Consider the following 23,197-nt stretch of genomic DNA (forward strand, 5'->3'; position numbering starts at 1 on the left):
TTCTACCGTCTGACCTTCGCGAATAGCCTTCACTGCCTGCTGCCGCATTACCTGCAAGGCTTGATGCTCGATCGACCGAGCATCCGAGTTTCGTTTGCATTTCATGAAAGCATTGTCTCACATGACAATACTTTCTAAAAGGTTAGTAAGCAGGATCTGTTTCAGGCGGGTCCTGTCGGCCCGGACGAAACACGATAAGTCGGGTGAGGGAAACCGCATGCGAACCTCACGCCTCAGCGCTTGTTGCTCAAGCATCGCGTGACATTCGTGCAAGGCTTCGACGACCGATACCGGCTCGGGGGACAGTGACGCCTGTCCGGCCTCTATCCTGGCGAGGTCAAGCACCTCGTTGATCAGTTCCAGCAAATGCCAGCCCGCCTTCAGGATCTGGTCGATGCTGGCTTGCTGCGAGGAAGGCGGCGGCGGCGTGTCCAGTGCCAGCAACTGCGCGAAGCCAAGGATGGCGTTCAACGGATTCCGCAATTCATGGCTCATGCTGGACAGAAATTCTGACTTTGCGCGGTTTGCACTTTCAGCCGCGGCCTGGGCCTGTTTCTGCTCCTCGATGTCGGTGCTGGATGCCAACCACTTGACGATATGCCCATCGGCGTCCTTGAGTGGCGCCCCGCGCTCAAGGTGCCATCGATAGGCACCATCGGATGCCCTTTTCAGGCGGTATTCGATCTCATACTCACGGCCGTTCGCAACCGCGTCTGTCCAGCGGTCAATGTTGTTCGTGAAATCTTCGGGATGTACGGCAGATTGCCAGTCGCCGGCCTGGGTTTGCTCAAGGCTGAGGCCGGTATAGGTTACCCACCGCTGGTTGCAGTAATCGATCCGGCCATCCGGGTCGCAGGTCATTACCATGTGAGGTATGCCGTCGGCGAGCAACCTGAAGTGCGGCTCGCCCTCCCTGAAGCCGGGGGCCGAAGGCCGATTCTGTGCCGATCTGTCAAAAGGCCGCTTGCCCATGATTTTCCACCTGCAGTCGTCGGGACAGCGCTGACGTCTCCGCGAGAGCAGAGAGCGCTGGCGACGGGCTGGAATCAGCGTAGATAGGGAACCGTTAACCAGAATACGCGATGATCCTGCTCCCACCCCCAAATCCTGTCCTATAATAATTGATCGTACAATCATTGATCAGGCAACAAAATGATTTCGCAGCCTCACCAGGCGCACAGTAGCGGGCAGGTGCTGCCATTCCGCGAGTCCCTGATGGCGATGCTGGGCATCGCATTCGTGGTGATGCTGGTAGCACTTGACCAGACTGTGGTCGGCACCGCGTTGCCCACGGTGGTGGCGGAGTTGCAGGGGTTCGAGTACTACGCCTGGGTGGCAACGGCCTATCTGCTGATGTCCGTGATCACGGTGCCGATCTTCGGCCGGTTGGGCGATTATTACGGGCGCAAGCCGTTCGTGATGGCATCCATCGTCGTGTTTACGCTGGCCTCGGCGCTGTGCGGCATGGCAACCAGCATGCCGTTCCTGGTGCTGGCCCGCGGCCTGCAGGGCATCGGGGGCGGCATGCTCGTGGGCACCGCCTTTGCCTGTATCCCGGATCTGTTTCCCGATTCCCATGTGCGCTTGCGCTGGCAGGTGATGATGAGCGCTGCCTTCGGTATCGCCAATGCGGTCGGGCCGTCGCTGGGCGGTGTGCTGACCGAGGCCTACGGCTGGCGGGCGGTCTTCTACGTGAACCTGCCGGTGGGCTTGCTGGGATTGTGGTTTGCCTGGCGTTACCTGCCGCACTTGCGCCAGCAGGCGCACGCCGGTGCGATCAAGGTGGACTGGCTCGGCGCGGCCCTGATCGGTGCAGGGCTGGGCGGCTTGCAGTTGTGCGTGGAACTGATGCCCGATCGTGGTTTTGGGTTGCTTACCGGCGGCTTGCTGGTCATGTCGGTGTGTGCGCTGGTGGCGCTGTGGCAATGGGAGCGGCGGGCGCCGAATCCGATCCTGCCGCTGGAGATGTTCCGCAATCCCGGGCTGGCGCCGCTGTTCCTGCTGGCGGTGTTCGTGGGCTTCGCGATGTTTTCGCTGCTGCTGTATGCGCCGCTGCTGTTCCAGGGGGGCTTTGGCTATTCGCCCAGGGAGGCGGGCGTGCTGGTGACGCCGCTGGTGGTGTGCATCACGCTGGGCAGTATCATCAATGGCCGTATCATCACGAGGATCCGCCAGCCTAACAATATGCTGTACGCCGGGTTCGCCATGCTGGCGCTGGCCTGTCTGGGCCTGTCGCAAGCGACGCGCGGGATGTCCCATCACCTGTTGCTGGGCATCATGCTGCTGTGCGGCTTCGGGCTGGGCTTCATCATGCCGAACCTGACGGTCTTTGCGCAGCAGACCGCGGGCCGCGAGCACCTTGGCATTGCCACGGCGATGCTGCAATCGCTGCGCATGGTGGGCGGCATGGTGGGCACCGCGGTCGTCGGCACGCTGGTTACGCGTAGCTACCTGAGCGGGGTGCATGATGCGCTGCAGAAGGCCGGTGCCGGCGAATGGCAGGAGCGCATGGCCGATCCGCAGATCCTGATCGACCACGCGGCGCAGGCCAGCCTGCTGTCGCAACTGCAGGCGGCCGGGCACAATGGCGCCCTGTTGCTGGAGCAGGCCAGGCTTTCGCTGGTCGGTGCCATCCATATCGGGCTGGCGCTGGCGGCGGTGATCGCCGTGATTGGCCTGTGGCGCTCGCGCCGGGTGCCGCCGATCAAACTGGAGCGTGCCGTCAAGCCGGTCATGGCCGCGGAATAGAATGCTGGGGACAGGTCACGGAAATCGAGTTGGTTGTAAAGCCGCCCGTCGCATGCACGGTGCCGCAAGCAGGAGATCGGAGTGGAATTGGAGCGACAAAGCCTGGCTGTACTACAGCAGTTCGGGCGAACTTACCGGGCGTATGCGTCGGCTTTCGAGCAACGCATCGGCCACCCGTTGCCGCGCTGGCGCATTCTTTATGCCTTGCACGGCCATGCCGGCCCCATCGCACAGAAACCGCTGGCCGACCGTGTCGGCATGGACCCCGGCGCGCTCACGCGCCAGCTCAAGGCGCTGCAGGAGCTGGGCTGGGTGGAGCGCAATACCAGCGAGCGCGACAACCGCGTGACCAACGTCACGCTGTCGGCGCTGGGCCATGGCATTGTCGAGCAGGCATTGCCGCTGCGCTCGGCCTTTCTGCAGGACGTGCTGGACAAGGTGTCTGAAACCACCATGCGCAATCTCTCAAAGGGTCTGGAGCAGCTTGAAGCCGGCATCGCCGAGGCCGTGCTTCGTACGCAGCAGGACAAGGCCGACGCCGCCTGAGCCATTGCTTGCCGGCGCAAGGGGGGCGGTTTTCTGCGCGTCCTCTTCCGCGGGGCGTCTTCCCTCGTATCCATGAATTCTCCGCATCCGCTGCTTCGAGGGCTGCCGGATCAGCGGATGCTGTTGCTCGCGCCACCGAACAGCGCGGCAATGGCGAGCGGATTGGAAGGGAAATAGAAGTGCGTGTAGGAAGCGGTCAGGGCAACCTGCCGGAACACAGCTTCACCGCGCGCGCCATCGCGCGGCACGGTGGAATGGCAGTAGGGCGCCAGCGGCGTTTGCGCGCTTGAGTAGTGGAAGGTGTGGCCGCGCACGGTGCCTTCCGGCAGCGCAAGCTGTTGATGACCCAGCGCGGCCAGGCGGGCTTGCATCGTCACCGTGCCAGGCAGCAGGCCCGCCATGGCGTGGCTTTGCCCGGCTTTGTCCACCAGCGTCTCGAACAGCGCCATCATGCCGCCGCACTCGGCCAGGATCGGCAGGCCGCCGGCATGGGCGCGGCGCAGGCTGTCCAGCATGCCGGTGTTGGCCGACAGGCGCGCGGCGTGCAGTTCGGGATAGCCGCCGGGCAGCCAGAGCGCGTCGCAGGCGGGCAGGGCAGGGTCATTCAGCGGGGAGAAGAAGACGAGCCGCGCGCCGAGTGCCTGCAGGGTGTCGAGGTTGGCCGGATAGAGAAAACGGAAGGCGGCGTCGCGCGCCACGGCGATGGTCCGGCCGGCGAGCAACGGTGCCAGCGCGGGTAATGGCGGCGCTGCGGCAATTTCCACGGTTGTTGGCAGGGCGCCAATCGGCTGCCCGGCCAGCGCATCCGCCAGACGGTCCAGCCGCGCGTTGAGGTCGGGCAGTTCATCGGCCGCGAGCAGGCCCAGGTGCCGCTCGGGCAGCGCGGCCGCATGATCGCGCGCGAGCGCGCCGGCCCAGGCGATATGGGCAGGCAGGCTCTCTCGCAGCATGTCGGCATGCCGCGGGGATCCCACGCCGTTGGCCAGCACTTGCATGGATGCCAGGGGCTGCCGGCCATAGCCAGCTAGGCCGTAGGCCAGCGCGCCGAACGTTTGCGCCATCGCCCCTGCCTGGATCACGCTGAGTACGGGCAATCCGAAATGGCGTGCCAGGTCGGCACTGCTGGGCGTGCCGTCGTGCAGCCCCATGACACCCTCCACCAGGATCAGGTCGGCTTCGCGTGCCGCCTGCGCCAGGCGCGCGGCGGCGTCGTCGGCGCCGGTCATCCACAGGTCCAGCGAGTGCACCGGGGCACCGCTGGCGGCCGCGAGAATGGACGGGTCAAGGTAGTCGGGGCCGCTCTTGAAGACGCGCACGGTGCGGCCCTGGCGTCGATGCAGCCATGCCAGCGCGGCAGTCACCGTGGTCTTGCCCTGCCCCGAGGCCGGTGCCGCCACCAGCAAGGCAGGCACCCGCAGCGGCCCGGTTGCATCGAGGCGGGTGCCTGGGGCGGTGGTCGTGGCGGGACTGGCGGGGACGGACATGGCGATGAAGGTGGCTGGGACGGTTGAGCGGTACGGCCGTGAACGGCGCAGCGGACGGGCGGCAGACGGCAACAGTGCGCACCGTTGCTGCGGCGTTGCGATTATAGCCACTCGGACTGGCCGCCTGGCGCCCATGCCGGCGCATCGTCCCGGTGCGGAAGGACCAGCCCCTGCTGGGCCGCGAAGTCGAACAACTCGCGTTCGTTGGTGGCCCCGAGCTTGCGCATGGCGCTGTTCTTCTGGCGGCTGATGGTCTTCACGCTGCGGCACAACTGCCCGGCGATCCCTGTGACCGAATTGCCGCTCAGGTATAGGCGYATGACCTCGGACTCCCTCACGGACAAGCGCAGGGCGCCTGCACGGCCCGGCGCGTAATGAGAGCCGGAATGTTCCAGCACGCGTGCGGCGGATTCACCGATGAATTGCAGCCCGCGCTCGACGCGGATGATGGCGGTCACCAGTTCGTCCAGGTGCGAGTCCTTGAGCAACAACCCGTGTGCCCCGGCGTTGAGGATGGCGCGCAAGACCAGGGGATTGGTGATCATGGTCAGCACGACCACCCCGAGCGCCGGATAGTGGCGCCGCAGGTTGGCGAGCAGGCGGATGCCATCGTTCGCGTTGCGGCAGGGCATGTGGTAATCGGTGACGACAATATCGGGCCGGAACGCGCGGGTGGCATGGAGCAACTCCATGGAATTGCGGGCATCGCCGCATATTTCCCAACCGGTCTGGCTCCGTAACTGGCTCCTGACCGCAAGCGTGATGGCGGGATGGTCATCGGCAATCAGGATTTTCAATGGCATGGCAATACTCCTGCGCGGGCGCAGGCATGCGCGGTGTCGTGGCCGCGCATGCCTGACGCAAGCTGGAATGGCTTGCGGCACGGATGCCGCGAAGAGGGAGGGCCTTAGGGGCGACCCGGGCAACCCGGACAACCGACGGCGTCTTTGAAAAAACGCGCCGCACGGCTATCGCCGCGCGGCGCGAACAGCACAGGAACAAAGCACCTCCAGGCGCGTGCTTCGCTCGGACGAACGGGAAGCGGGAGGTGCCTGAGCAGGATAAGCGCCGGTGCCGGCCTTCGGTCTGAGACGATTCTCAATTTGGCGCGGAAAGCGGCCAAGGCTGGCGCGAACGGCCAGCAGCGGGCAAGCGCGCCGCGGTGCGGCGTGCTTTGTTATTCGCCTATTCGCCGGTGGATCAGGCGGCGTAAGCGGTGGTGCGGCTCTCGTGTGCCTGGTGGCGGCGGTCTATGGCGCTGACGGGATCGTGCAGGACTGCGCTGCCGATCTCCATGATGCCGAGCAACGTCTTGCCGGCGTTGGCGCGGGTGGGTGCCCAGAAATGCAGGGCGGCCCATTCGGGGAAGCTGCTCGGGGGTGCCAGCAGGCGCGTCTTGTGATGGCGCGTGACCAGCGGCACGTTGAAGTCGAGCAGCGGGCAGATGCCGCCCGCGGCAAGCAGCAGCGCAACTTGCGTGTGCCACGAGGGCACCACGGTTTCCCGATAATCCGGATCGTRCGCGAGACGGTTCAGGAAGCCCTGCAGCGGGCTGCCGGGTTCGGTGTCCTCCTGCAGCAGGATCCATTCGTGCCTGCCTTGCGCATTGTCGTGGCCGCCTGGCCGCGCGACGCTCACCAGCCGGCGCGGGGTTGCCATGATGTTGTGCAGTGCAACGTGATCCGGCACATAGTGGCTGTCAACCACAAAGGCGCAATCCAGCTCGCCGCTGCCGAGCTGCGCGGCCAGCGTGGAGTCGGCGACGACCGGGCGGGTCATGAAGCGGTCATCCGGGAACTGCTCGCACAAGGTAGTCAGTATCTCGGTGATCACCGGATCTCCGATCGACGGTGAAAACCCGATCGAGATGCGGCGGTGAGGGCTGCTCGCTTCGGCTGCCGGCGTGAGCGGGCGCACCAGGTGAGCCCATTTCGACAGGATCTGGCGCGCGGTCTGTTCCAGCCTCAGGGCGTGGGCGGTTGGCTCCAGCGTGCCATTGCGCTTGATGAAGAGGGGGTCGCCGGTGATTTCGCGCAGACGCGCGAGGCTGTAGGCAATGGTCGGAACCCGGCTTTGCGTGCAGGCAGCGACGGCGCTGAGGTCACGATATTCCATCAATAGAACGAAAACATGCAAGAGCTTGGTGCTGACATGCCGCATGGTAACTTCTCCCGATTTGAAGCTTGTTTTTGTCTTCTTCTTGTTTTGTCCCTCCGTCACGGCGACAGAGCACCCTCCACCGTGACAGATAAGACGGCCCTTCCGGTTTTGCCATGCCATGTTTCATACGCTGCGGCGGGCCAGAAACCAGGGCCGGCGCGGCTTCCGTACGTTAGCGGGGCGTGGCAATCTTCAATATTTCCCAACTAAAGTTGGGAAATGACGAAGCAGTTCTTCCATGCTGTGGCCCGGTATATAGGCGCAACGCTGAAAAAATGCATAGCCGACCGGCTTCGCGTTGCGGTTATCGTCGCCCGTCTTGCCCGGGGCGCGAGGCCCGGTTGCCAGCGATCGAAATTTAGTTAATGCCAGACAAGATTAATACATAACTTTGAAACTTGCCAGTGGTCTTCTAAAGGCATTTTTCTAAACTCCAATCAAAAAATACTCTTTGTTAGGACATAAAGACATTGCGAGGGTGGTTGTGTTTTATAGGTCATAACTTCGGAGGTTTGTCAGGTTCAGAGGATGAAAAATGATTTTTTTTGCACATTTTTAGGCGATTTTTTGTGCGGGATCACGAGAGGATGGCAAATCCGGAATCTCGAGCCGTTATCAGAGATTGGGGAAATGGAATGTCAAATTTAGGCAATTGACTAACTTTCTTTGGCAGAAATATCGGCGATCCGAACGCCGCGAAACTAGATTTCGAAATGATTTGGTTCGCGAATTGAAAATATTGAATTGCTTTTATGTCCAATGGCGCTATAATAGAAGATTTTTCTTCGTGGTCTGTTGTTGCCTTCCGGGCGGCGCGCGCCCCGCACCGGGCTTCCTCTCCAATTTCCTTAACTCGCGGCTTGAACACACTGAATTGCCTTTTGCGGTGCGGGTGGTAACTTTGCGGGCAGGGGTGGAAGTGGTCACGCCCGCGCAGAGGCGCGAGCGGCCTTTGCTAGCGGAGGCAGGCAGTGAACAGACGTTTCTCGGAGGAACAGATCCGCGGGTACCTAGCGGAAGCCGCGACCGGCGTGCCGGTCCGTGAGCTCTGTGCGCGCTATGGTTTTAGCGACGCGTCTTTCTATGGCTGGCGCATCAAGTACGGCCAGGGCGCCGGCAGCGAAGTGCGCGACAGCCGCAAGATGCGCGACCTGCAGGATGAAAACGCGCGCCTCAAGAGTATGCTTGCGGATGCACTGCTCAAGCTCGAGTTGCTGCGCAATCGTCATGGTCGTGCCGGCAACGGCAAGGAACGAAACTAAGTCCGAATCCGAATCGTGCTTGCATTGCCGGCGGCTGCCGGCCTTAAGGGAGGGACATCGGAAACTTGCGGTTTTTCGGTATCTGCCGGCAGGGCGACCCCTGGAAAATTGTCGCGGAAGGCGAATTGCGCCCCGCTGTGGAGAAACTGAAAAATGAAACGGGCTTCAATCATCATGGCTGCCGCACTGGGCCTGGGGCTGTCCGCCGGGCAGGCCAGCATCGCCGCGGAACTGGAAGTCCCTGCGCCAATGGTCGCGCCGCCACCGCCGCGGCTCCTGCTGGACCCGGCTACCGATAATGTCGGGCCGGCGGCGGACGGGACCCTCACGCCATCCCAGCGCACGCATTGCCAGACCTTGCTCGACAGGATCAGTGCGCTGCCTGCGGGGCCGCAATGGTCCAACAGCAAATCCTCCGTGACCACCGCCGATGGCAGTACCCATCCCATGCTGGAGCGGGGGGCCGATCGCAAGCAGCTCGAAGAGGCATATCGGCAGGAATGCGCTCAAGAGAAGCGATGACGCGCCAAGTGCCGGGCCAGGGGGAGTTGCCAGTGCGGTTGGTCCTTAGTTYGTTACGCAGCGCTCCGGCGTGATCGTGACTTCGCCCACGGGTTGGTTGCCATTTCCCAGATAGCGGTAGCTGAGTGTGACTCCGAGCCGGCCCAACACCKGTACGTCCGGGTTGCGGCAGATGCCTCGGGCCAGGACAGGACCGGCGCTAGTCATGAAGGCCACCGTGCCTTCGCGGGTCGCGTCAACGCCAACCAGCCGGAGCCGGAACGACACATGTTTGCCGGGAGCGGCGCTGCATCCTTCCAGGCGCGTTGCGCCATCCAGCATGAATGGTCCTGCGCGCGTCAGCTCCTGGCAGGCCGCGCTGAGCTCCGCATCGGGTCCGGCGCCGCCGCCGGTCAGGCGCGTGACGCCGCTCATGCCGGTGCTTTTGCCCTGCACGGTGCCCAGCAGCAATCTGGCCAGCTTCGACAGCGATGGCGGGGTATTGGCTTGTGCGGCGGCCGCAGGCGCGAGTCCGGCGACCATCAGGAAGGCGAGCGGCGCCAGGCTCGCACGCGCTGCGAAAGGAAAATCCCGCATATGGATACAGATACCGGAGGCGATGTCGATCTCCAGCGGGGAGGATAACGGGGACGATTTCCTTGCGTATTTCCAACGCGCCGGGCATGTAGCCTGAACATAGCCGCGTTTGCATGGCGGTGCTGTCCGTGTCCGTCCTACGCTGCGGATGGGCGTATCGCTCTCGCGAGGGACGGCTGGGGCCTGGGGGAGCCGGCCGCGCTGTCCGTCGCGGTGGCAGGCGGGCGGATCGGCACGCGTTCCGGGTCTTCGTAGACCGCGCAAAGCCCGTCCGGATCGACGATGCGCAATTGCCGCTGCCGCACGGTGATCAGCCCGACGGAGGCAAAACGTGCCAGCAGGCGGGATACGGTCTCCAGGGTCAGGCCCAGGTAGCTGGCGATATCGTTGCGCGACATCGCCAGGGTCAGTGCTATGCCCGCCTTGCCGCGGCGGCGCTGTTCGACGGAGAGATCGAGCAGCAGCATGGCCAGCCGCTGGGCAGCCTTCATTGATCCGATTGCGACCAGAAGGGTGCGCTCGCGCTCGGTATTGCGGCGCAGCATTGCCAGCATGTGTTCGCGGTGTTCGGCGCGGAGCAAGTGTTCGCGCGCCGCCTCGACCGGCACCACGCAGCAGCGCGTATCCTGGATCGCCACCGCACTGGTGCAGTGGGCGTGGCCATCGAGATCCTCCAGCCCTAGCACGTCGCCCGGATGGGCGAAGGCAGTCACCTGGCGCCAGCCAAGCGGCGATTCGAATACGGATTTGGTGCTGCCTTGATGTATGGGATACAAGGCCAGTACCGGCCGGCCCTGGCGATGCACGCTCTCCCCGGCACGCCACAAGATGCGAGCCGGAACCAGGGTGCGTTCCCGCGCAGCGTCAGCGCGTGTGGTTTCCGCGTTACGGCAGACTGGCTGGAATAAACACAGCGAGCAGCTTGGAATATCTGCCTGGGGCGTGGTCATGACATTCTCCATTTGCCTGCGATACACGCAAATGCAGTATAACCGGGCGACATTTGCCGCTAACTCTTGACGATCTGCATTCTTTCGTGCGGCGAGTTCAGATTTTTAGATTTTCCATGGGTGCATTATGGTGCCCATGGAGGAGTGCTGCTAGCGTGTAAATGTTTTGTTTGGATAACATGTCACCAAAAAGCGACGCCTGTCACGCGTTCGCCCTGTGATATGCTGCATCGCAACAATGTCGACAGCAGGAGTCTTTCATGGCCAAAAGCCTTTGGGCGGATGGGCATGCACAGCTCCGGCAGATCAGCCGGGTGCAGCCCCAGACCGCRCGCCAACTCAAATCGTGGATCGACCGTATCGCTAACCTCAATCCTGCGGCACCGCGCCTCCGGGCGCGCTCCCCCGCGCCTCTGCCCTTGCCGCCGCGTCCTTCGGCACCGGGTGAATGGGCATCGCACCACTACCGGCTGTCGCCGCTGCCCGGTGAACTGGTTCCCCGCTTGTCTTATTGGCTGTATGTGCCATCCCGCGCACGCAATGGGCCAATGCCGCTGGTGGTCATGCTCCATGGCTGCAAGCAGACCCCTGAGGACCTTGCCGCCGGCACCCGCATGAATGCCCTGGCCGAGCGCGAAGGCTTTATCGTGGCCTATCCGCAACAACCGCAGCGGCGCCAGATGCAGCGCTGCTGGCAATGGTTCGACCTGGGTGCCGCGGAAGGCGGCCGTGAGGCGCAAGCGCTGGCGGTGTTGATCGACGCGCTGGCAGCGCGTCCGGACGTGCGGGCCGACCAGGTCTACCTGGCAGGGTTGTCCGCGGGCGCCAGCATGGCGGCCGTGGTGGCCTTGCGGTACCCGGAGAAGATTGCCGCGGTGGGACTGCATTCCGGCGTAGTGATCGGGGCAGCGCGCACGCCGGGCGATGGCCTGCGCGCGATGCAGCAGGGCTCCAGCGTCGACCCTGCCGCGTTGCTCGATGCCGCCGGCGTCACGCCGGGCGGCCCGAAGATGCCGGCAATCGTATTGCACGGCATGGACGACGGCGCGGTGCATCCGGTCAACGCCCACCTGCTGGCACGCCAGTTCCTGGCCTACAACGGGCTGACCGATCGCCTGGACAACCCGGCGAGCGGTGTCGTGGCGCGGCGTTCCGCTACCGCGGCCAGCCTGACGGCGGACCAGGAAGCGGCGGAGCGCGAGCCGCTGGCGGAGACAAGCCATGGCCTTGCGGCCACGTCCATCCTGCCCGCCGGAAACTATATCGAGACCAGCTTTGGCGTCTGGAATCGCGAAATGGTCGCCCTGTGCGAAGTGGCCGGGCTGGATCACGCCTGGAGCGGAGGCGATGGCGACTATGCCTATCACGCGCCGATCGGCCCGGACGCGAGTGCGTTGATGTGGGCTTTCTTCAAGGCGCACCGGCGGTAGGCTGGTGCAACCGGCAGCCGCGCATGCCGATGAGGCGAGCACAAAAAAGGGAGGGCGCAATGGCGGCCCTCCCTTTTCCTATGGCCGGCGCCTGGCTTGTGGCAGGTGCCGGCCAGAAGCCGTGCCCTCAGTCGAGCGAGCGGTCCTTGACGAACAGTGCCGTCACCATGCCCAGCAGGCACAGCGCTACCACGTAGTACGCGGGAGCGAGCGGATCGTTCTTGAGCATCAGCGTCACGATCATCGGCGTCAGCCCGCCAAAAATCGCATAGGACAGGTTGTACGAGAACGACAGCCCGGAAAACCTCACTTGTGCCGGGAACGCCTTGACCAGCACGTAGGGCACCGCGCCGATCGTGCCCACGAAGAAACCGGCCAGCGCGTACAGCGGGATCAGCAGGTCGGGGCGCGTGTGCAGGGCGCTGTAGAAGACATAGGAGCTGATCGCCAGCAGCAGGCCGCCGCCGATCAGGGTGATCCTGGGACCCACCTTGTCGGCCATCAGGCCGGCGACCACACAGCCGATGGTCAGGCACAGCGTGGCGACGCTGTTGGCCACCAGCGCCGTGCGCGCATCGAAGCCGTAGATCTTCTGCAGGAAGGTGGGCGTCATCAGGATCACCACCACGATACCGGCCGACAGCATCCACGTCAGCAGCATCGACACCGCCACGGCGCCGCGGTGATCACGCACGACCGTCTTGAGCGGCATCTCCGCAGCCAGCGCCTTGCGCTTTTGCAGTTCGGCGAACACCGGGGTTTCATGCAGCCAGCGGCGCAGGTACATCGAGCCGATGCCGAACACCCCGCCCAGCAGGAAGGGCAGGCGCCAGCCCCAGTCGACCAGTTCCGCCGGGGTGAAGATGGTGTTGATGCCGGTGGCCACCAGGGAGCCCAGCAGGATGCCAGCGGTCAGGCCAGCGGTCAGCGTGCCACAGGCGTAGCCGGTGCGCCGCGCCGGCACATGCTCGGAGACGAACACCCAGGCGCCGGGCACTTCACCGCCCACGGCGGCGCCCTGCATCACGCGCAGCAGCAGCAGCGCCACCGGCGCCAGCAGGCCAATCGCATGGTAGGTCGGGAGCAGGCCCATCAGCAGTGTCGGCACCGACATCAGCAGGATCGACAGCGTGAACATCTTCTTGCGGCCAAGCAGGTCGCCGAAGTGGGCCATGATGATGCCGCCCAGCGGGCGCGCCAGGTAGCCGGCGGCAAAAATGCCGAAGGTCTGCAGCTGGCGCAACCAGTCCGGCACCGACGGCGGGAAGAACAACTGCCCGATGACGGTGGCGAAGAAGACAAAGATGATGAAGTCGTAGAACTCGAGCGCGCCCCCGAGGGCGGCGAGGGCAAGCGTCTTGTAATCCTGTCCGGTCAGGGGGCGCGCGTGCGGGACGCTGCGCGCGTTCTCTGCACCGACAGTACTGCTAGTGGTGGACATGAGGAGACTCGCATGGAAAAAGTTCGCATGCGAAGCGCGCAACACGGTTGACGTGGAGGGTTCTGGCCGGAGGGTACAGCGCGGGAGAAGCAGGCACTAAGTGGCGGATAAGCCGCTGGCATGCGACAAGACGCTTCGCAAAGGCGAGAAGATACCAGATCGGCGGGAAAGAGGCCGTCGCCATCCCGCTTCAGATCATTTTCAACCCGTCCCGAATTCACTTTTGATTTCATTCTAATGTCTTTGCTTTGCCCCCAAGCGTTGCCATAATGTTGCTAAAAAGTGAAATCCGGACCACAAAGTGGTCGATCCGCCCGCTGGCGCAGCGTGGAATGCCATTTTCCATGCAGCCCGCGAGCGGGTCCGCTAAGCGGACGCAGGGTATTGGGGTTGAATCTTCTGGGATCACATGGCAATCAAGTTCTCCATGCAGGCGGCAACCGCCACACCGCGCCGCAGGGCCGGCGTGCGCGTGGCAGGCGGCATCGTGGCCGCGCTGGCGGTGTTTGGCCTCGCCGGGTATTTTGGCGGACCACCGCTGATCAAGTCCTTCGTGGCCAAGCAGGCCAGCGAAGCGCTTGGCCGCAAAGTGACTTTCGGGGGCGCCGAGGTGCGCCCCTTCTCGCTGGCGGTCACTGTTTCCGATATCAAGATCTATGAGCCTGACGGCACCACGCCCATGCTGAGCGTGGGCGAGGCCGAGATCGATGCCGCCATCGCCTCGCTGTGGCACATGGCGCCGGTGGTGGATGCGGTGCATATCGACCGCCCCGCGCTGCGCCTGGCGCGCGACGCCAACGGCCGCATGAACTACGCCGACATCGAAGAGCGCTTCGCCGCCAGGCCCGCCGCGCCAAAATCCGAACCGGCGCGCTTCTCGATCAACAATATCGCGTTGACCAGCGGCAGCGTGTCGTTCGACGACAAGCAGCTCAACCAGACGCAGCGGGTGGACAACCTGACCATCACGCTGCCCTTCCTGTCCAACCTGCCGCACGACGTGGAGATCGTTACCCGGCCCACGCTGAGCGCGAGCATCAATGGCTCCGCACTGGCGCTCGACGGCACCATGCTGCCGTTCGCCGCGTCGCGCGAGACCCATCTGAAGCTGAACCTGGACGGCCTGGAACTGGCGCGCTATATGCCGTTCGCGCCCAAGCTGAAGGACGCCGATATCAAAGGCGGGCTGCTCGATACGCGGCTCACGCTGGGCTTTATCCAGGAAAAGGGCAAGCAGGATGTTTTCCTGTCGGGTACCGCAGCGCTGCGCGACGCCGATATCCGCAAGCACGACGGCGCGCCGCTGGTGAAGGCCGGACGGCTTGCCGTGGACATTGAGCGCATCGAACCGCTGGGCCGGATGGTTCACCTGCGCAGCCTCGCCGTGGATGGCCTGGGCGTGCAGGCCGTGCGCCGCGCGGATGGGTCGCTTGACCTTGCCGAGGCATTCCTGCCGCAAGCGGCCAAGGCGGAGAAGCCCGCCAGCGCGCCGCCGGCACCTGCAGCATCGGGAGCGGCGGCACCGGCATCCGCGCCGGCGGTTGCCAAGGCCAGGCCTGCATCGGCACCGGCCGCAGCCGGGATTGCACCGTTGGCGCCGGCGGAGAAGCCTTGGCGCTACGCGGTCGACCAGATCACGGTCAAGCAGGCCAGCCTGGGCTTGCGCGACGAGTCGGCTCCGTCCGGCCCCGGTACGCTCGCGCTGGGGCCCCTCGACGCCGATGTCGCCGGACTCTCCGGCGACAGCGACAAGCCTGCCAAGGTCCAGGCCAAACTGACGATCGGCGAAGGGCAGACCCTCAGCCATGAAGGCGAGCTGTCGCTGCATGGCGGCACCATGGATGGCACGCTGCAGGCCAGCGGCGTGAAGGCCCAGGGGTTTGCCGCATGGTGGCCGGCAGAACTGCGCGCCCAGTTCGGCGACACCGCGGTCAATGCCGAGCTGCACTACAAGATGGCGTGGGGCGGGCCCGCCTTTGCCTTCTCGCTGGACAAGTCCCGCGTCGAGCTGGCGCCGCTCTATGTGACTACCAAGGAACCGGTGTCGGTGGCGCAAGTGGCAGCCGCCACCACCGGCACAAGCAACGCTGGCGCGGCCGATAGCGCCCGCCGGCGCGATGCGCGCCGCGCGCGTGGCCGCGACGATAGCGATGGTGCCAACCTGCCGGTGATGCGCGCCGAGCGCGTGGCGCTGGAAGGCATCGCCTTCGACCTTGGCGCGCATTCATTCCAGGCGGGCGAGCTGGTGGTGGCCAAGCCGCAGGTCGCGCTTACGCGTGACTATCATGGTGAATTGCTCGAAAGCGCGCGCCTGTGGGCCGCGCAATCGGTGCAGAAGTCCGCCCAACGCACGACCGGCGTGCAGGCCAAGGCCGTTCAGCCCGATAGCGCTGCCGCGGCCAAGTCATTGCCCTGGAAGGCGCAACTCGGCAAGTTCTCTCTGGATGGCGGCAACATGCGCGTGACCGACTACGCGCCCTCGGCCGCTAACCGCGACCGTCCGGTAATCCATCAATTCCGCAACGTCAACCTCGGTACCGGCGCGTTGAACTGGCCGATGGCGGCTGGCGCCATCCCGGTCAAGTTCAAGGCCGAGTCGGGACGGCGCGGCATGATGTTGCTCGACGGCACCGTGCTGCCCACCGCGCCCGCGGTGCAAATGCAGGTGGACCTGCGCGAACTCGATCTCGCGCCGCTGCAGCCCTACCTTGCCGACCGCTTCAACGCAGCCTTGCGTGGCGGCACCGCCACCGTGAAAGGCCGCCTGGGCGTCGAGGCGCCATCCGGCAAGCCGATTGCGGCGCGCTTTGCCGGCAATGCGCAGTTTGGCAATGTGCGCAGCGTGGACCGCGTGACCGGCGACGACTTCCTGCGCTGGCGTTCGCTGGCGGTGAACGGCATCGATTTCGCCATGGACGAGGCCAAGGGGCCGATGAAGGTTGGCGTGGGTAGCGTGGCGCTGTCGGACTTCTACGCGCGGGTGATCCTCAATGCCAATGGCCGCCTGAACCTGCAGGACGTGATGGCTGGCGGGGCCGCCAAAGGCGAAGCCGCGCCCAGCACCAGCCTGACGCAGGCCAACCCGGCCTCGGCGCCGGCAGCTACCCCGCCGGCACCGGCGGCCACGGCCGCGGCGAAACCGCAGATCCGCATTGGCGGCGTGACGGTGGAGAAAGGCAATATCAATTTCTCGGATTTCTTCGTCAAGCCTAACTACACCGCCAACCTGACCGATATGAAGGGTTCGGTCTCCAAGGTTTCGTCGACGGAGCCCGCGCCGGCCGATCTCACGCTGGCGGGCCGCATCGACGACGACGCGCCGGTCAATATCGACGGCAAGCTCAACCCGCTGGCGGACCAGCTCTACCTCGATATCGCCGCCAAGGCCTCCGGCGTGGAACTGACCAGGCTGACACCCTACGCGACCAAGTACGCCGGCTATCCGATCACCAAGGGCAAGCTGACGGTCGATGTGGCGTACAAGATCGAGAACGGCAAGCTGGACGCGCGCAACCATCTCTACCTCGACCAGCTCACCTTTGGCGACAAGGTCGACAGCCCGACAGCGACCAAGCTGCCGGTGTTGCTGGCGGTCTCGCTGCTGAAGGACCGCAACGGTGTGATCGACATCAACCTGCCGGTGTCGGGCTCGCTGTCCGATCCGGAGTTCAGCATCGGCGGCGTGATCGTGAGGGTGATCGTCAACTTGCTGGCCAAGGCGATTACCTCGCCGTTCTCGCTGCTTGCCTCGGCCTTTGGCGGCGGCGATGAACTGGGCTACGTGGAGTTCGCGCCGGGCACGTCCGCGCTTACGCCGGCGGCCAGGCAGAAGATCGCCACCCTCGGCAAGGCCCTGGCCGACCGCCCGGCCCTGCGGCTGGAGATCAGCGGCCGCATCGATCCGGCCACCGACATGGCCGGTGCGAAGCGCGCCTGGCTGGACGCGCGGGTGAAGGAGCAAAAGGCGCGTGAACTGCGAGCCAGCGCTCGCGAGGGCGCCACGGCCGAGGAAGGGGAAGAGGGCGAGCAGGGCGCCAAGGTGACGGTGTCGCCGCAGGAGTATCCCAAGTATCTGGAAGCGGTCTACAAGCGCGCTTCATTCAAGAAGCCGCGCAACGTGATTGGCTTGTCCAAATCCTTGCCGACCGCGGAAATGGAGACGCTGCTGCTGGAGAACGCGCCGGTAACCGATGTGGAACTCAAGCAACTCGCCGAGCAGCGCGCGCTGGCGGTGAAACAGGCACTGGAGCGCGACGCCAAGGTCCCGGAGAGCCGTTTGTTCCTGACGGCGCCGAAGCTGAATGCCGAAGGCATCAAGGATAAGGGCGCGCCCAACCGGGTCGATTTCGCCATCAGGCAGTAAGTCATCCCAGGCAATCCTGCCTGTGCAAAAGGGGCGGCGCTGCCGCCCCTTTTGCATGGCACATTGGCAGCGTGCTGGCCAAAAGCCTGTATGATTTCGCCCGGAATCGATACAGGAGTGCGTTTTGCAGCAGGAAGCCGTTGCCTACAAGACTTGGGTTTGCGTGATTTGCGGATGGGTCTACGACGAAGAACAGGGCTGGCCGGATGACGGCATTGCGCCCGGCACCCGCTGGGAGGATATCCCGGAAGACTGGCGTTGCCCTGAATGTGATGTGGGCAAGGGCGAGTTCGCCATGATCGAAATCTGAGCGCAAGCCCGCCAGCCGGCGAGGCTCGCAGGCCAATGCCGGCGGGCAGGAATCGCGTTTGGCAGCGTGTTTAGTGGCGCTGCATCTGCCGGCATATCCCGGCACGCCTTCTTTGCTCCGCGCAGCGGCGATAGCGTATACGGTAGGGGTGGCTACAACGCCAGATCGCGGTCACCACGGTGACCAGCAGGAATGCCGCCATCAGGGCGGCCAGCAGATCCAGTGTCATAGCGGCTCCTCTCCTCAAGCAAGCCGGGAACGCTCGAAGCGTTCAGTTCAGATAAGTAAAGGCAACGCCTCCAGCAAGGCCACCGCCAGCAGAGCCCCGAATATCGCGCCAGCAGCGCGGCAACTGATGCGCAGGGCGCGGGCTGTGAACGGAATCCCGCCGAAGGCAATCATGCCGACCAGCGCCATCGGGATCAGAAAAACAAGATCATGTGAGCTAAGGTGCAGCACGGCTGTCTCCTGTCTCTTTCCTTGTATTTCCAGTATAGAAAGTGTCTCAGGTAGACCAAGGACGATGACATCGGGGTTGTCCCCTAAGGCACTTTCTTGTGGGGGGATTGCTCTCACCCGCAAAGCTTAAAACCTTAAAGTCAAAGGCAGTTTCACCACCCCTGCGGGGCGGCGACCCACTTTTTTGTCTTGCGGCTTGCCAAAAAAGTAGGCAAAAAAGGCGCCCCATGCGGCCTGGTACACCTTGACGGCTCGCTTCGCATCGCGCTGGGGTTGGCCCGCCTGGCGGCGGGCTGGGGCTTTCTCCTTCCATGTACCGGCCTGGCCACACTGTTCGCACACCTCGCGCCGGCACCGTTGCGCCAGGCCTGCCCCATGCACTTTTTTGCGAGTGTGCGGTCAAACGATCAGGCCGGCGTGTCCTATGCTGTGCAGATACGCGGGCCCGATCATCGTTCAGGTGGCAAGCACGCGTAATAGAGCAATCGCAGCGGGGATCGCGGCGAAACAGCATATCCGGAGGTGGCTATGGAACTTCACATGCAATCGCACCACTATGTGCGCCGCACGCCAGACTGGACCGCAGCAGCGGTGTCCGGTCTGGCGGCCGGGGCGCTGTTGATGGTGATCGAACTGTTCTGGTCGACGATGGTGGCGGGCGTCAATCCATGGGGCACGACGCGGCTGATCGCGGCGATCCTGATGGGGCAGGACGTGTTGCAAACTTCGCTGTTCAGCGTGAGTACCGTGGCCGCGGCGCTGGCAATCCATTTCGTGCTCGGCGCGGTGCTGGGGATGATCCTGGCCGCTATCATCGCGCCGTTCCAACTGGACTCGAGTACGGGCATGGTGTTGCTGACCGGCGCTGTGTTCGGCCTGGCGGTCTATCTGCTTAATTTCTACGGCATGACGCGCTTCTTTACCTGGTTCGCCGACGCGCGTGGCTGGCATACGCTGGTTGGCCACATGATCTTCGGCATGGCCGCGGCCATTGCCTATTGGAAGCTCGAAAGCAAGGATGTATCTCACTGAGCACGCACACTGCAGTGCATCAATGATGCGATAGCGCTACGCGCATCTGGTTTAGATCCGCGCTTTACCACTACACGGGCCGCGCGGGCCGACGGCGGCGGATGAAAGCCCTGGCTTTCATCCGCCGCTCTTTATTTGCCGCCGCCTTTGCGCCAACCGCCGGCCCTGTGTGGCATCGCGCGCAAAGCGCTCTCAAGGCCGCCTTGCACGGGGCGGACCACATGCACTAGTCTTATCTCAGCCTTGCGCGTAGTTCGCGGCCTGCCGTACGCAAGGGGGGAGGGTCGGTATGGCGATAGCCATTGCACTCGTGATCATCGTCGTTGCTTCGGTGCTCTTCCATTTCGTGAGCCCGTGGTGGGCGACCCCGCTTGCTTCCAACTGGAAGCAGATGGACGACACGCTGACCATTACCCTGGTCATCACCGGCGTCTTCTTCGTCATCATCAACCTGTTCGTCGCTTATATCGTCTGGCGCTACCGCCATCGCGACGGCGCTCGCGCGCACTATCAGCCGGAAAACAGCAAGCTGGAACTCTGGCTGATCGGCGGCACCACGCTCGGCGTGATTGCCCTGCTCGCGCCGGGCCTGTTCGTCTATGCCGAATATGTGCGGCCACCCGGCGATGCGATGGTGCTGGAGGTAGTGGGCCAGCAGTGGCAGTGGGGCTTTCGCTTTCCGGGCCAGGGCGGCCAGCTTGGCACCTCGGACGCGCGCTTCGTGACGGCGGCCAACCCGCTCGGCGTGAACCCGGACGACCCGCGCGGACAGGACGACATCATCATTGCCGGCAATGAAGTGCACTTGCCGCTGAATCGTCCGGTCAAGGTGCTGCTGCGCTCCAAGGATGTGCTGCACGATTTCTACGTGCCGCCGTTTCGCGCCCGCATGAACATGGTGCCGGGGATGGTGACGTCGTTCTGGTTCACGCCGACCAAGGCGGGTACCTATGAGATCCTGTGCGCGCAGTTGTGCGGGGTCGGCCACTACAACATGCGGGGCAAGGTGGTAGTGGAGGATGCGGCGGCGTTCGATGCGTGGCTGCGCCGGCAGCCCACGTTCGCGCTGACCATGCTGAAGACGCCTGCGCCGCCGGCCACGGCCGGGGCACCCGGAGCGCCCGCCGGCGCCGATACGCTTGCGGAACAGGGCCGCGCGCTGGCCCAGAGCAAGGGCTGCGTTGGCTGCCACAGTATCGATGGCACCGTTGGCGTGGGGCCGAGCTGGAAGGGCCTGTATGGCAGCACGGGAACGTTTGCCGACGGCAGCAGCGCAAAGGTCGACGACGCTTACCTGAAGACCGAGATCACCGATCCGCAAGCGCGCCTGGTCAAGGGCTTCGGTCCGCTCATGCCGAAGATGCCCCTGAGCGAAGAGGAAGTCGGCGCGCTGGTCGCCTACATCCGCGCCAATGGCGCGGGCGGGGCCGCAACGCAGGCAGGCGCCGCGTCCGGCGCCGCCGCAAAATAGGCTGCAGGAGGGAGTGCAATGGCATACACCGACGACGCCGCCCATCATGGCCCGACCAGTTTCTTTACCCGCTATATCTGGAGCCAGGATCACAAGGTGATCGCGGTGCAGTACACCCTGGTCGCCATCTTCGTGGGGCTGATTGGCGTGGTGCTGTCAAACCTGATGCGCCTGCAACTGGGTTTCCCGGGGCATTTCACCTTTATCGACGCCAACCGCTACTACCAGTTCGTCACCATGCACGGCATGATCATGGTGATCTACCTGCTCACGGCACTTTTTCTCGGCGGCTTTGGCAACTACCTGATCCCGTTGATGGTGGGCGCGCGCGACATGGTGTTCCCCTACCTCAACATGCTGAGCTTCTGGGTGTACTTCCTCTCGGTACTGGTGCTGCTGTCGAGCTTCTTCGTGCCGGGCGGGCCCACCGGCGCCGGCTGGACGCTCTATCCGCCGCAGGCGATCCTGCGGGGCACGCCCGGCTACGAGTGGGGCATCATCCTGATGCTGGTGTCGCTGCTGATCTTTATCGTGGCGGCCACCATGGGCGGCCTCAACTACGTCACCACGGTGCTGCAGGCGCGTACCGAGGGGATGACGCTGATGCGCATGCCGCTGGCCGTGTGGGGCATCTTCATGGCCACCATCCTGGCGCTGCTGGCTTTTCCCGCGCTGTTCGTGTCGGGCCTGATGATGCTGCTGGACCGCACGCTGGGCACGAGCTTCTTCATGCCGGCGATCGTGTCGCTGGGCCAGCAGCTCAACTACAAGGGCGRCAGCCCGCTGCTGTTCCAGCACCTGTTCTGGTTCTTCGGCCACCCGGAGGTGTATATCGTGGCGCTGCCCGCGTTCGGCATCGTCTCGGACCTGATCAGCGTGCATTCGCGCAAGAGCATCTTTGGCTACCGCACCATGGTATGGGCGATCCTTGCCATCGGCGTGCTGTCSGTGGTGGTGTGGGCGCACCATATGTTCGTSAGCGGGATGAATCCKTACTTYGGCTTCTTCTTCGCCACCACCACGCTGATCATCGCGATTCCCACCGCCATCAAGGTTTATAACTGGGTGATCACGCTGTGGCGGGGAGACATCCATTTTTCGGTGCCGATGCTGTTCGCCATCGCCTTCGTCAGTACGTTCGTGATCGGCGGGCTGACCGGGCTTTTCCTGGGCAACGTGAGCGTGGACATCCCGCTGTCCAATACGTATTTCGTGGTTGCGCACTTCCATATGGTGATGGGCGTGTCGCCGATCCTGGTGGTGTTCGGCGGCATCTATCACTGGTACCCGAAGGTCACCGGCCGCATGCTCAACGACACGCTGGGGCATATCCATTTCTGGGTGACCTTCGTCGGCACCTATGCCATCTTCTTTCCCATGCATTACCTGGGCATCCTTGGCATGCCGCGGCGCTATTACGCTTACGACAACTACGCCTTCATCCCTGAATCGGCGCACCTGATGAACGCCTATATCTCGGTGGCGGCGTTTATCGTGGCGGCGGCGCAGTTGTTGTTCATCTTCAACCTGGCCTGGAGCGTCAGGCACGGCAGGCTGGCGGGTTCCAATCCGTGGCGCGCGGCTTCGCTGGAGTGGCAGACGCCGCAGACGCCGCCGGTGCATGGCAACTGGGGCCCGGAGCAACCGGTAGTGCATCGTTGGGCCTATGCCTATAGCGTGCCGGGCGCCAGCGAGGATTTCATCGCGCAGAACGCGCCGCCCGATGCCGGCGGCGCCGAACCCGAGCCGCATGCCAGCCGTGGAGCCGTAGCATGAACGCAAACCTGGTCTACCGCGCCAGCGGCGACAGCGAGCGCCGCTCCGGTCCCGGTCCCGGCGACGTGGGCCGGCAGCACGCCCGCCGCGCGCCGGCCAGCATCGGGCTGTGGGTGTTCATGGGCGTGGTGTCCTCGCTGTTTGGGCTGTTTATCGCCGCCTATGCCATGCGCATGGACTCGCCGGACTGGCATGCCGTTTCGTTGCCATGGCAGGTCTGGATGTCCACTGCCTTGCTGGCCGCCGGCAGCGCGGTGATGCTGGTGGCAGCGCGGGCGGCGCGCGACGGACGCTTCACGATGGCACATCGCGCGCTACGCTTTGGCGGGCTGGCCGCAGCTGCATTTGTCGCCTCGCAGTTATGGGCGTGGCAGGCCCTGCTCGCCATCCATGTGGTGCCGGCCAACAATCCCGCCGGCAGTTTCTTCTACCTGCTCACCGCGATGCATGGCCTGCATGTGCTGGGAGGCCTTGTTGGCTGGGTGGTCGCCATGCATGCCGCGCGGGGCAGCGCGCGGGCCACGCTGCGCATCGTGCTGTGCGCGCGCTACTGGCATTTCCTGCTTGCCGTGTGGCTGGTGCTGCTGGCCGCGCTGAACTGGCTCACGCCTGAACTGGTTCGCTTTATCTGCGGGCGCGGCTAGGCGGCCACGTCAAGCATCGAAGG

The 23,197-nt window shown here is 64.3% G+C and carries 20 protein-coding genes and 1 pseudogene; 11 read left to right on the top strand and 10 right to left on the bottom strand.

Annotated elements, in window-relative coordinates; translation table 11 throughout:
• A pseudogene (locus AC1DT6_RS14820) lies at window positions 1–105 on the bottom strand (IS630 family transposase); the annotation flags it as partial.
• 12 nt (window positions 106–117) lie between these two features.
• Window positions 118–972, bottom strand: coding sequence for a PAS domain-containing sensor histidine kinase (locus AC1DT6_RS14825; RefSeq protein WP_477114752.1), 855 nt, complete (start codon window positions 970–972; stop codon window positions 118–120).
• A gap of 180 nt (window positions 973–1,152) precedes the next feature.
• Here AC1DT6_RS14825 and AC1DT6_RS14830 point away from each other — a divergent pair, with 180 nt between their 5' ends.
• A complete protein-coding gene (locus AC1DT6_RS14830; protein WP_441629433.1) occupies window positions 1,153–2,748 on the top strand; it encodes an MFS transporter in 1,596 nt (531 codons plus the stop codon).
• A gap of 81 nt (window positions 2,749–2,829) precedes the next feature.
• Window positions 2,830–3,294 carry a MarR family winged helix-turn-helix transcriptional regulator gene (locus AC1DT6_RS14835; RefSeq protein ID WP_441629434.1) on the top strand — a complete coding sequence of 155 codons (465 nt, stop codon included), beginning with the start codon at window positions 2,830–2,832 and terminating at the stop codon, window positions 3,292–3,294.
• Between the two features lie 110 nt (window positions 3,295–3,404).
• Here AC1DT6_RS14835 and AC1DT6_RS14840 read toward each other — a convergent pair whose 3' ends face one another.
• The 3 genes from AC1DT6_RS14840 to AC1DT6_RS14850 all read right to left on the bottom strand — a co-directional run bounded on the left by AC1DT6_RS14840 (window position 3,405) and on the right by AC1DT6_RS14850 (window position 6,938).
• Window positions 3,405–4,778 carry a cobyrinic acid a,c-diamide synthase CobB gene (locus AC1DT6_RS14840; protein ID WP_441629435.1) on the bottom strand — a complete coding sequence of 458 codons (1,374 nt, stop codon included), beginning with the start codon at window positions 4,776–4,778 and terminating at the stop codon, window positions 3,405–3,407.
• A gap of 101 nt (window positions 4,779–4,879) precedes the next feature.
• On the bottom strand, window positions 4,880–5,581 hold the full coding sequence (locus AC1DT6_RS14845) for a response regulator (protein ID WP_477114753.1): 702 nt from the start codon (window positions 5,579–5,581) through the stop codon (window positions 4,880–4,882).
• A 397-nt stretch (window positions 5,582–5,978) separates the two neighbouring features.
• Window positions 5,979–6,938, bottom strand: coding sequence for a LysR substrate-binding domain-containing protein (locus AC1DT6_RS14850; RefSeq protein ID WP_477114754.1), 960 nt, complete (start codon window positions 6,936–6,938; stop codon window positions 5,979–5,981).
• A 971-nt stretch (window positions 6,939–7,909) separates the two neighbouring features.
• Here AC1DT6_RS14850 and AC1DT6_RS14855 point away from each other — a divergent pair.
• Both AC1DT6_RS14855 and AC1DT6_RS14860 read left to right on the top strand, forming a co-directional pair.
• Window positions 7,910–8,200 carry a transposase gene (locus AC1DT6_RS14855; RefSeq protein ID WP_035871092.1) on the top strand — a complete coding sequence of 97 codons (291 nt, stop codon included), beginning with the start codon at window positions 7,910–7,912 and terminating at the stop codon, window positions 8,198–8,200.
• 153 nt (window positions 8,201–8,353) lie between these two features.
• Complete coding sequence (locus AC1DT6_RS14860) at window positions 8,354–8,722, top strand: hypothetical protein (protein ID WP_441629438.1); 369 nt, start codon at window positions 8,354–8,356, stop codon at window positions 8,720–8,722.
• Between the two features lie 45 nt (window positions 8,723–8,767).
• Here the strand turns inward: AC1DT6_RS14860 and AC1DT6_RS14865 are convergent, their stop codons facing one another.
• On the bottom strand, window positions 8,768–9,298 hold the full coding sequence (locus AC1DT6_RS14865; protein ID WP_477114755.1) for a hypothetical protein: 531 nt from the start codon (window positions 9,296–9,298) through the stop codon (window positions 8,768–8,770).
• Window positions 9,299–9,435: 137 nt separating this feature from the next.
• Window positions 9,436–10,248, bottom strand: a complete 813-nt coding sequence (locus AC1DT6_RS14870) for a Crp/Fnr family transcriptional regulator (RefSeq protein ID WP_441629440.1) — start codon at window positions 10,246–10,248, stop codon at window positions 9,436–9,438.
• 260 nt (window positions 10,249–10,508) lie between these two features.
• On the opposite strand from AC1DT6_RS14870, the gene AC1DT6_RS14875 reads away from it, so the two are divergent.
• The gene (locus AC1DT6_RS14875) at window positions 10,509–11,678 is read left to right on the top strand and encodes an extracellular catalytic domain type 1 short-chain-length polyhydroxyalkanoate depolymerase (protein WP_441629441.1); all 1,170 of its coding nucleotides are present in this window, start codon (window positions 10,509–10,511) and stop codon (window positions 11,676–11,678) included.
• Window positions 11,679–11,805: 127 nt separating this feature from the next.
• Here AC1DT6_RS14875 and AC1DT6_RS14880 read toward each other — a convergent pair whose 3' ends face one another.
• On the bottom strand, window positions 11,806–13,119 hold the full coding sequence (locus AC1DT6_RS14880; protein WP_441629442.1) for an MFS transporter: 1,314 nt from the start codon (window positions 13,117–13,119) through the stop codon (window positions 11,806–11,808).
• 409 nt (window positions 13,120–13,528) lie between these two features.
• Here AC1DT6_RS14880 and AC1DT6_RS14885 point away from each other — a divergent pair, with 409 nt between their 5' ends.
• Both AC1DT6_RS14885 and AC1DT6_RS14890 read left to right on the top strand, forming a co-directional pair.
• Window positions 13,529–17,482 (top strand): DUF748 domain-containing protein, encoded by a 3,954-nt coding sequence (locus AC1DT6_RS14885; protein ID WP_441629443.1) that lies wholly within the window; start codon window positions 13,529–13,531, stop codon window positions 17,480–17,482.
• A 124-nt stretch (window positions 17,483–17,606) separates the two neighbouring features.
• Window positions 17,607–17,792 carry a rubredoxin gene (locus AC1DT6_RS14890; RefSeq protein ID WP_035871075.1) on the top strand — a complete coding sequence of 62 codons (186 nt, stop codon included), beginning with the start codon at window positions 17,607–17,609 and terminating at the stop codon, window positions 17,790–17,792.
• A gap of 70 nt (window positions 17,793–17,862) precedes the next feature.
• Here the strand turns inward: AC1DT6_RS14890 and AC1DT6_RS14895 are convergent, their stop codons facing one another.
• Window positions 17,863–18,021, bottom strand: a complete 159-nt coding sequence (locus tag AC1DT6_RS14895; protein WP_441629444.1) for a hypothetical protein — start codon at window positions 18,019–18,021, stop codon at window positions 17,863–17,865.
• 47 nt (window positions 18,022–18,068) lie between these two features.
• On the bottom strand, window positions 18,069–18,251 hold the full coding sequence (locus AC1DT6_RS14900; protein WP_035871072.1) for a hypothetical protein: 183 nt from the start codon (window positions 18,249–18,251) through the stop codon (window positions 18,069–18,071).
• 528 nt (window positions 18,252–18,779) lie between these two features.
• Here AC1DT6_RS14900 and AC1DT6_RS14905 point away from each other — a divergent pair.
• The 4 genes from AC1DT6_RS14905 (at window position 18,780) to AC1DT6_RS14920 (ending at window position 23,174) form a co-directional block, all read left to right on the top strand.
• The gene (locus AC1DT6_RS14905) at window positions 18,780–19,283 is read left to right on the top strand and encodes a hypothetical protein (protein WP_035862132.1); all 504 of its coding nucleotides are present in this window, start codon (window positions 18,780–18,782) and stop codon (window positions 19,281–19,283) included.
• A 289-nt stretch (window positions 19,284–19,572) separates the two neighbouring features.
• The gene (locus AC1DT6_RS14910; RefSeq protein ID WP_441629445.1) at window positions 19,573–20,754 is read left to right on the top strand and encodes a c-type cytochrome; all 1,182 of its coding nucleotides are present in this window, start codon (window positions 19,573–19,575) and stop codon (window positions 20,752–20,754) included.
• Window positions 20,755–20,772: 18 nt separating this feature from the next.
• Window positions 20,773–22,530: a cytochrome c oxidase subunit I gene (ctaD, locus tag AC1DT6_RS14915; protein WP_477114756.1), complete on the top strand. Its 1,758-nt coding sequence runs from the start codon at window positions 20,773–20,775 to the stop codon at window positions 22,528–22,530.
• Window positions 22,527–23,174, top strand: a complete 648-nt coding sequence (locus AC1DT6_RS14920; protein ID WP_441629447.1) for a cytochrome c oxidase subunit 3 family protein — start codon at window positions 22,527–22,529, stop codon at window positions 23,172–23,174. The genes ctaD and AC1DT6_RS14920 overlap by 4 nt, the downstream gene beginning before the upstream one ends.
• The last annotated feature ends 23 nt before the right edge of the window (window positions 23,175–23,197 follow it).

This window comes from Cupriavidus sp. 01L45 (genome assembly GCF_056399885.1).

Excerpts from the sequence above, each read along its gene's own strand:
- AC1DT6_RS14825 (WP_477114752.1), bottom strand. The coding sequence starts at position 972 with ATGGGCAAGCGGCCTTTTGACAGATCGGCACAGAATCGGCCTTCGGCC.
- AC1DT6_RS14830 (WP_441629433.1), top strand. The coding sequence starts at position 1,153 with ATGATTTCGCAGCCTCACCAGGCGCACAGTAGCGGGCAGGTGCTGCCA.
- AC1DT6_RS14840 (WP_441629435.1), bottom strand. The coding sequence starts at position 4,778 with ATGTCCGTCCCCGCCAGTCCCGCCACGACCACCGCCCCAGGCACCCGC.
- AC1DT6_RS14860 (WP_441629438.1), top strand. The coding sequence starts at position 8,354 with ATGAAACGGGCTTCAATCATCATGGCTGCCGCACTGGGCCTGGGGCTG.
- AC1DT6_RS14870 (WP_441629440.1), bottom strand. The coding sequence starts at position 10,248 with ATGACCACGCCCCAGGCAGATATTCCAAGCTGCTCGCTGTGTTTATTC.
- AC1DT6_RS14880 (WP_441629442.1), bottom strand. The coding sequence starts at position 13,119 with ATGTCCACCACTAGCAGTACTGTCGGTGCAGAGAACGCGCGCAGCGTC.
- AC1DT6_RS14885 (WP_441629443.1), top strand. The coding sequence starts at position 13,529 with ATGGCAATCAAGTTCTCCATGCAGGCGGCAACCGCCACACCGCGCCGC.
- AC1DT6_RS14895 (WP_441629444.1), bottom strand. The coding sequence starts at position 18,021 with ATGACACTGGATCTGCTGGCCGCCCTGATGGCGGCATTCCTGCTGGTC.
- AC1DT6_RS14905 (WP_035862132.1), top strand. The coding sequence starts at position 18,780 with ATGGAACTTCACATGCAATCGCACCACTATGTGCGCCGCACGCCAGAC.
- AC1DT6_RS14910 (WP_441629445.1), top strand. The coding sequence starts at position 19,573 with ATGGCGATAGCCATTGCACTCGTGATCATCGTCGTTGCTTCGGTGCTC.
- AC1DT6_RS14920 (WP_441629447.1), top strand. The coding sequence starts at position 22,527 with ATGAACGCAAACCTGGTCTACCGCGCCAGCGGCGACAGCGAGCGCCGC.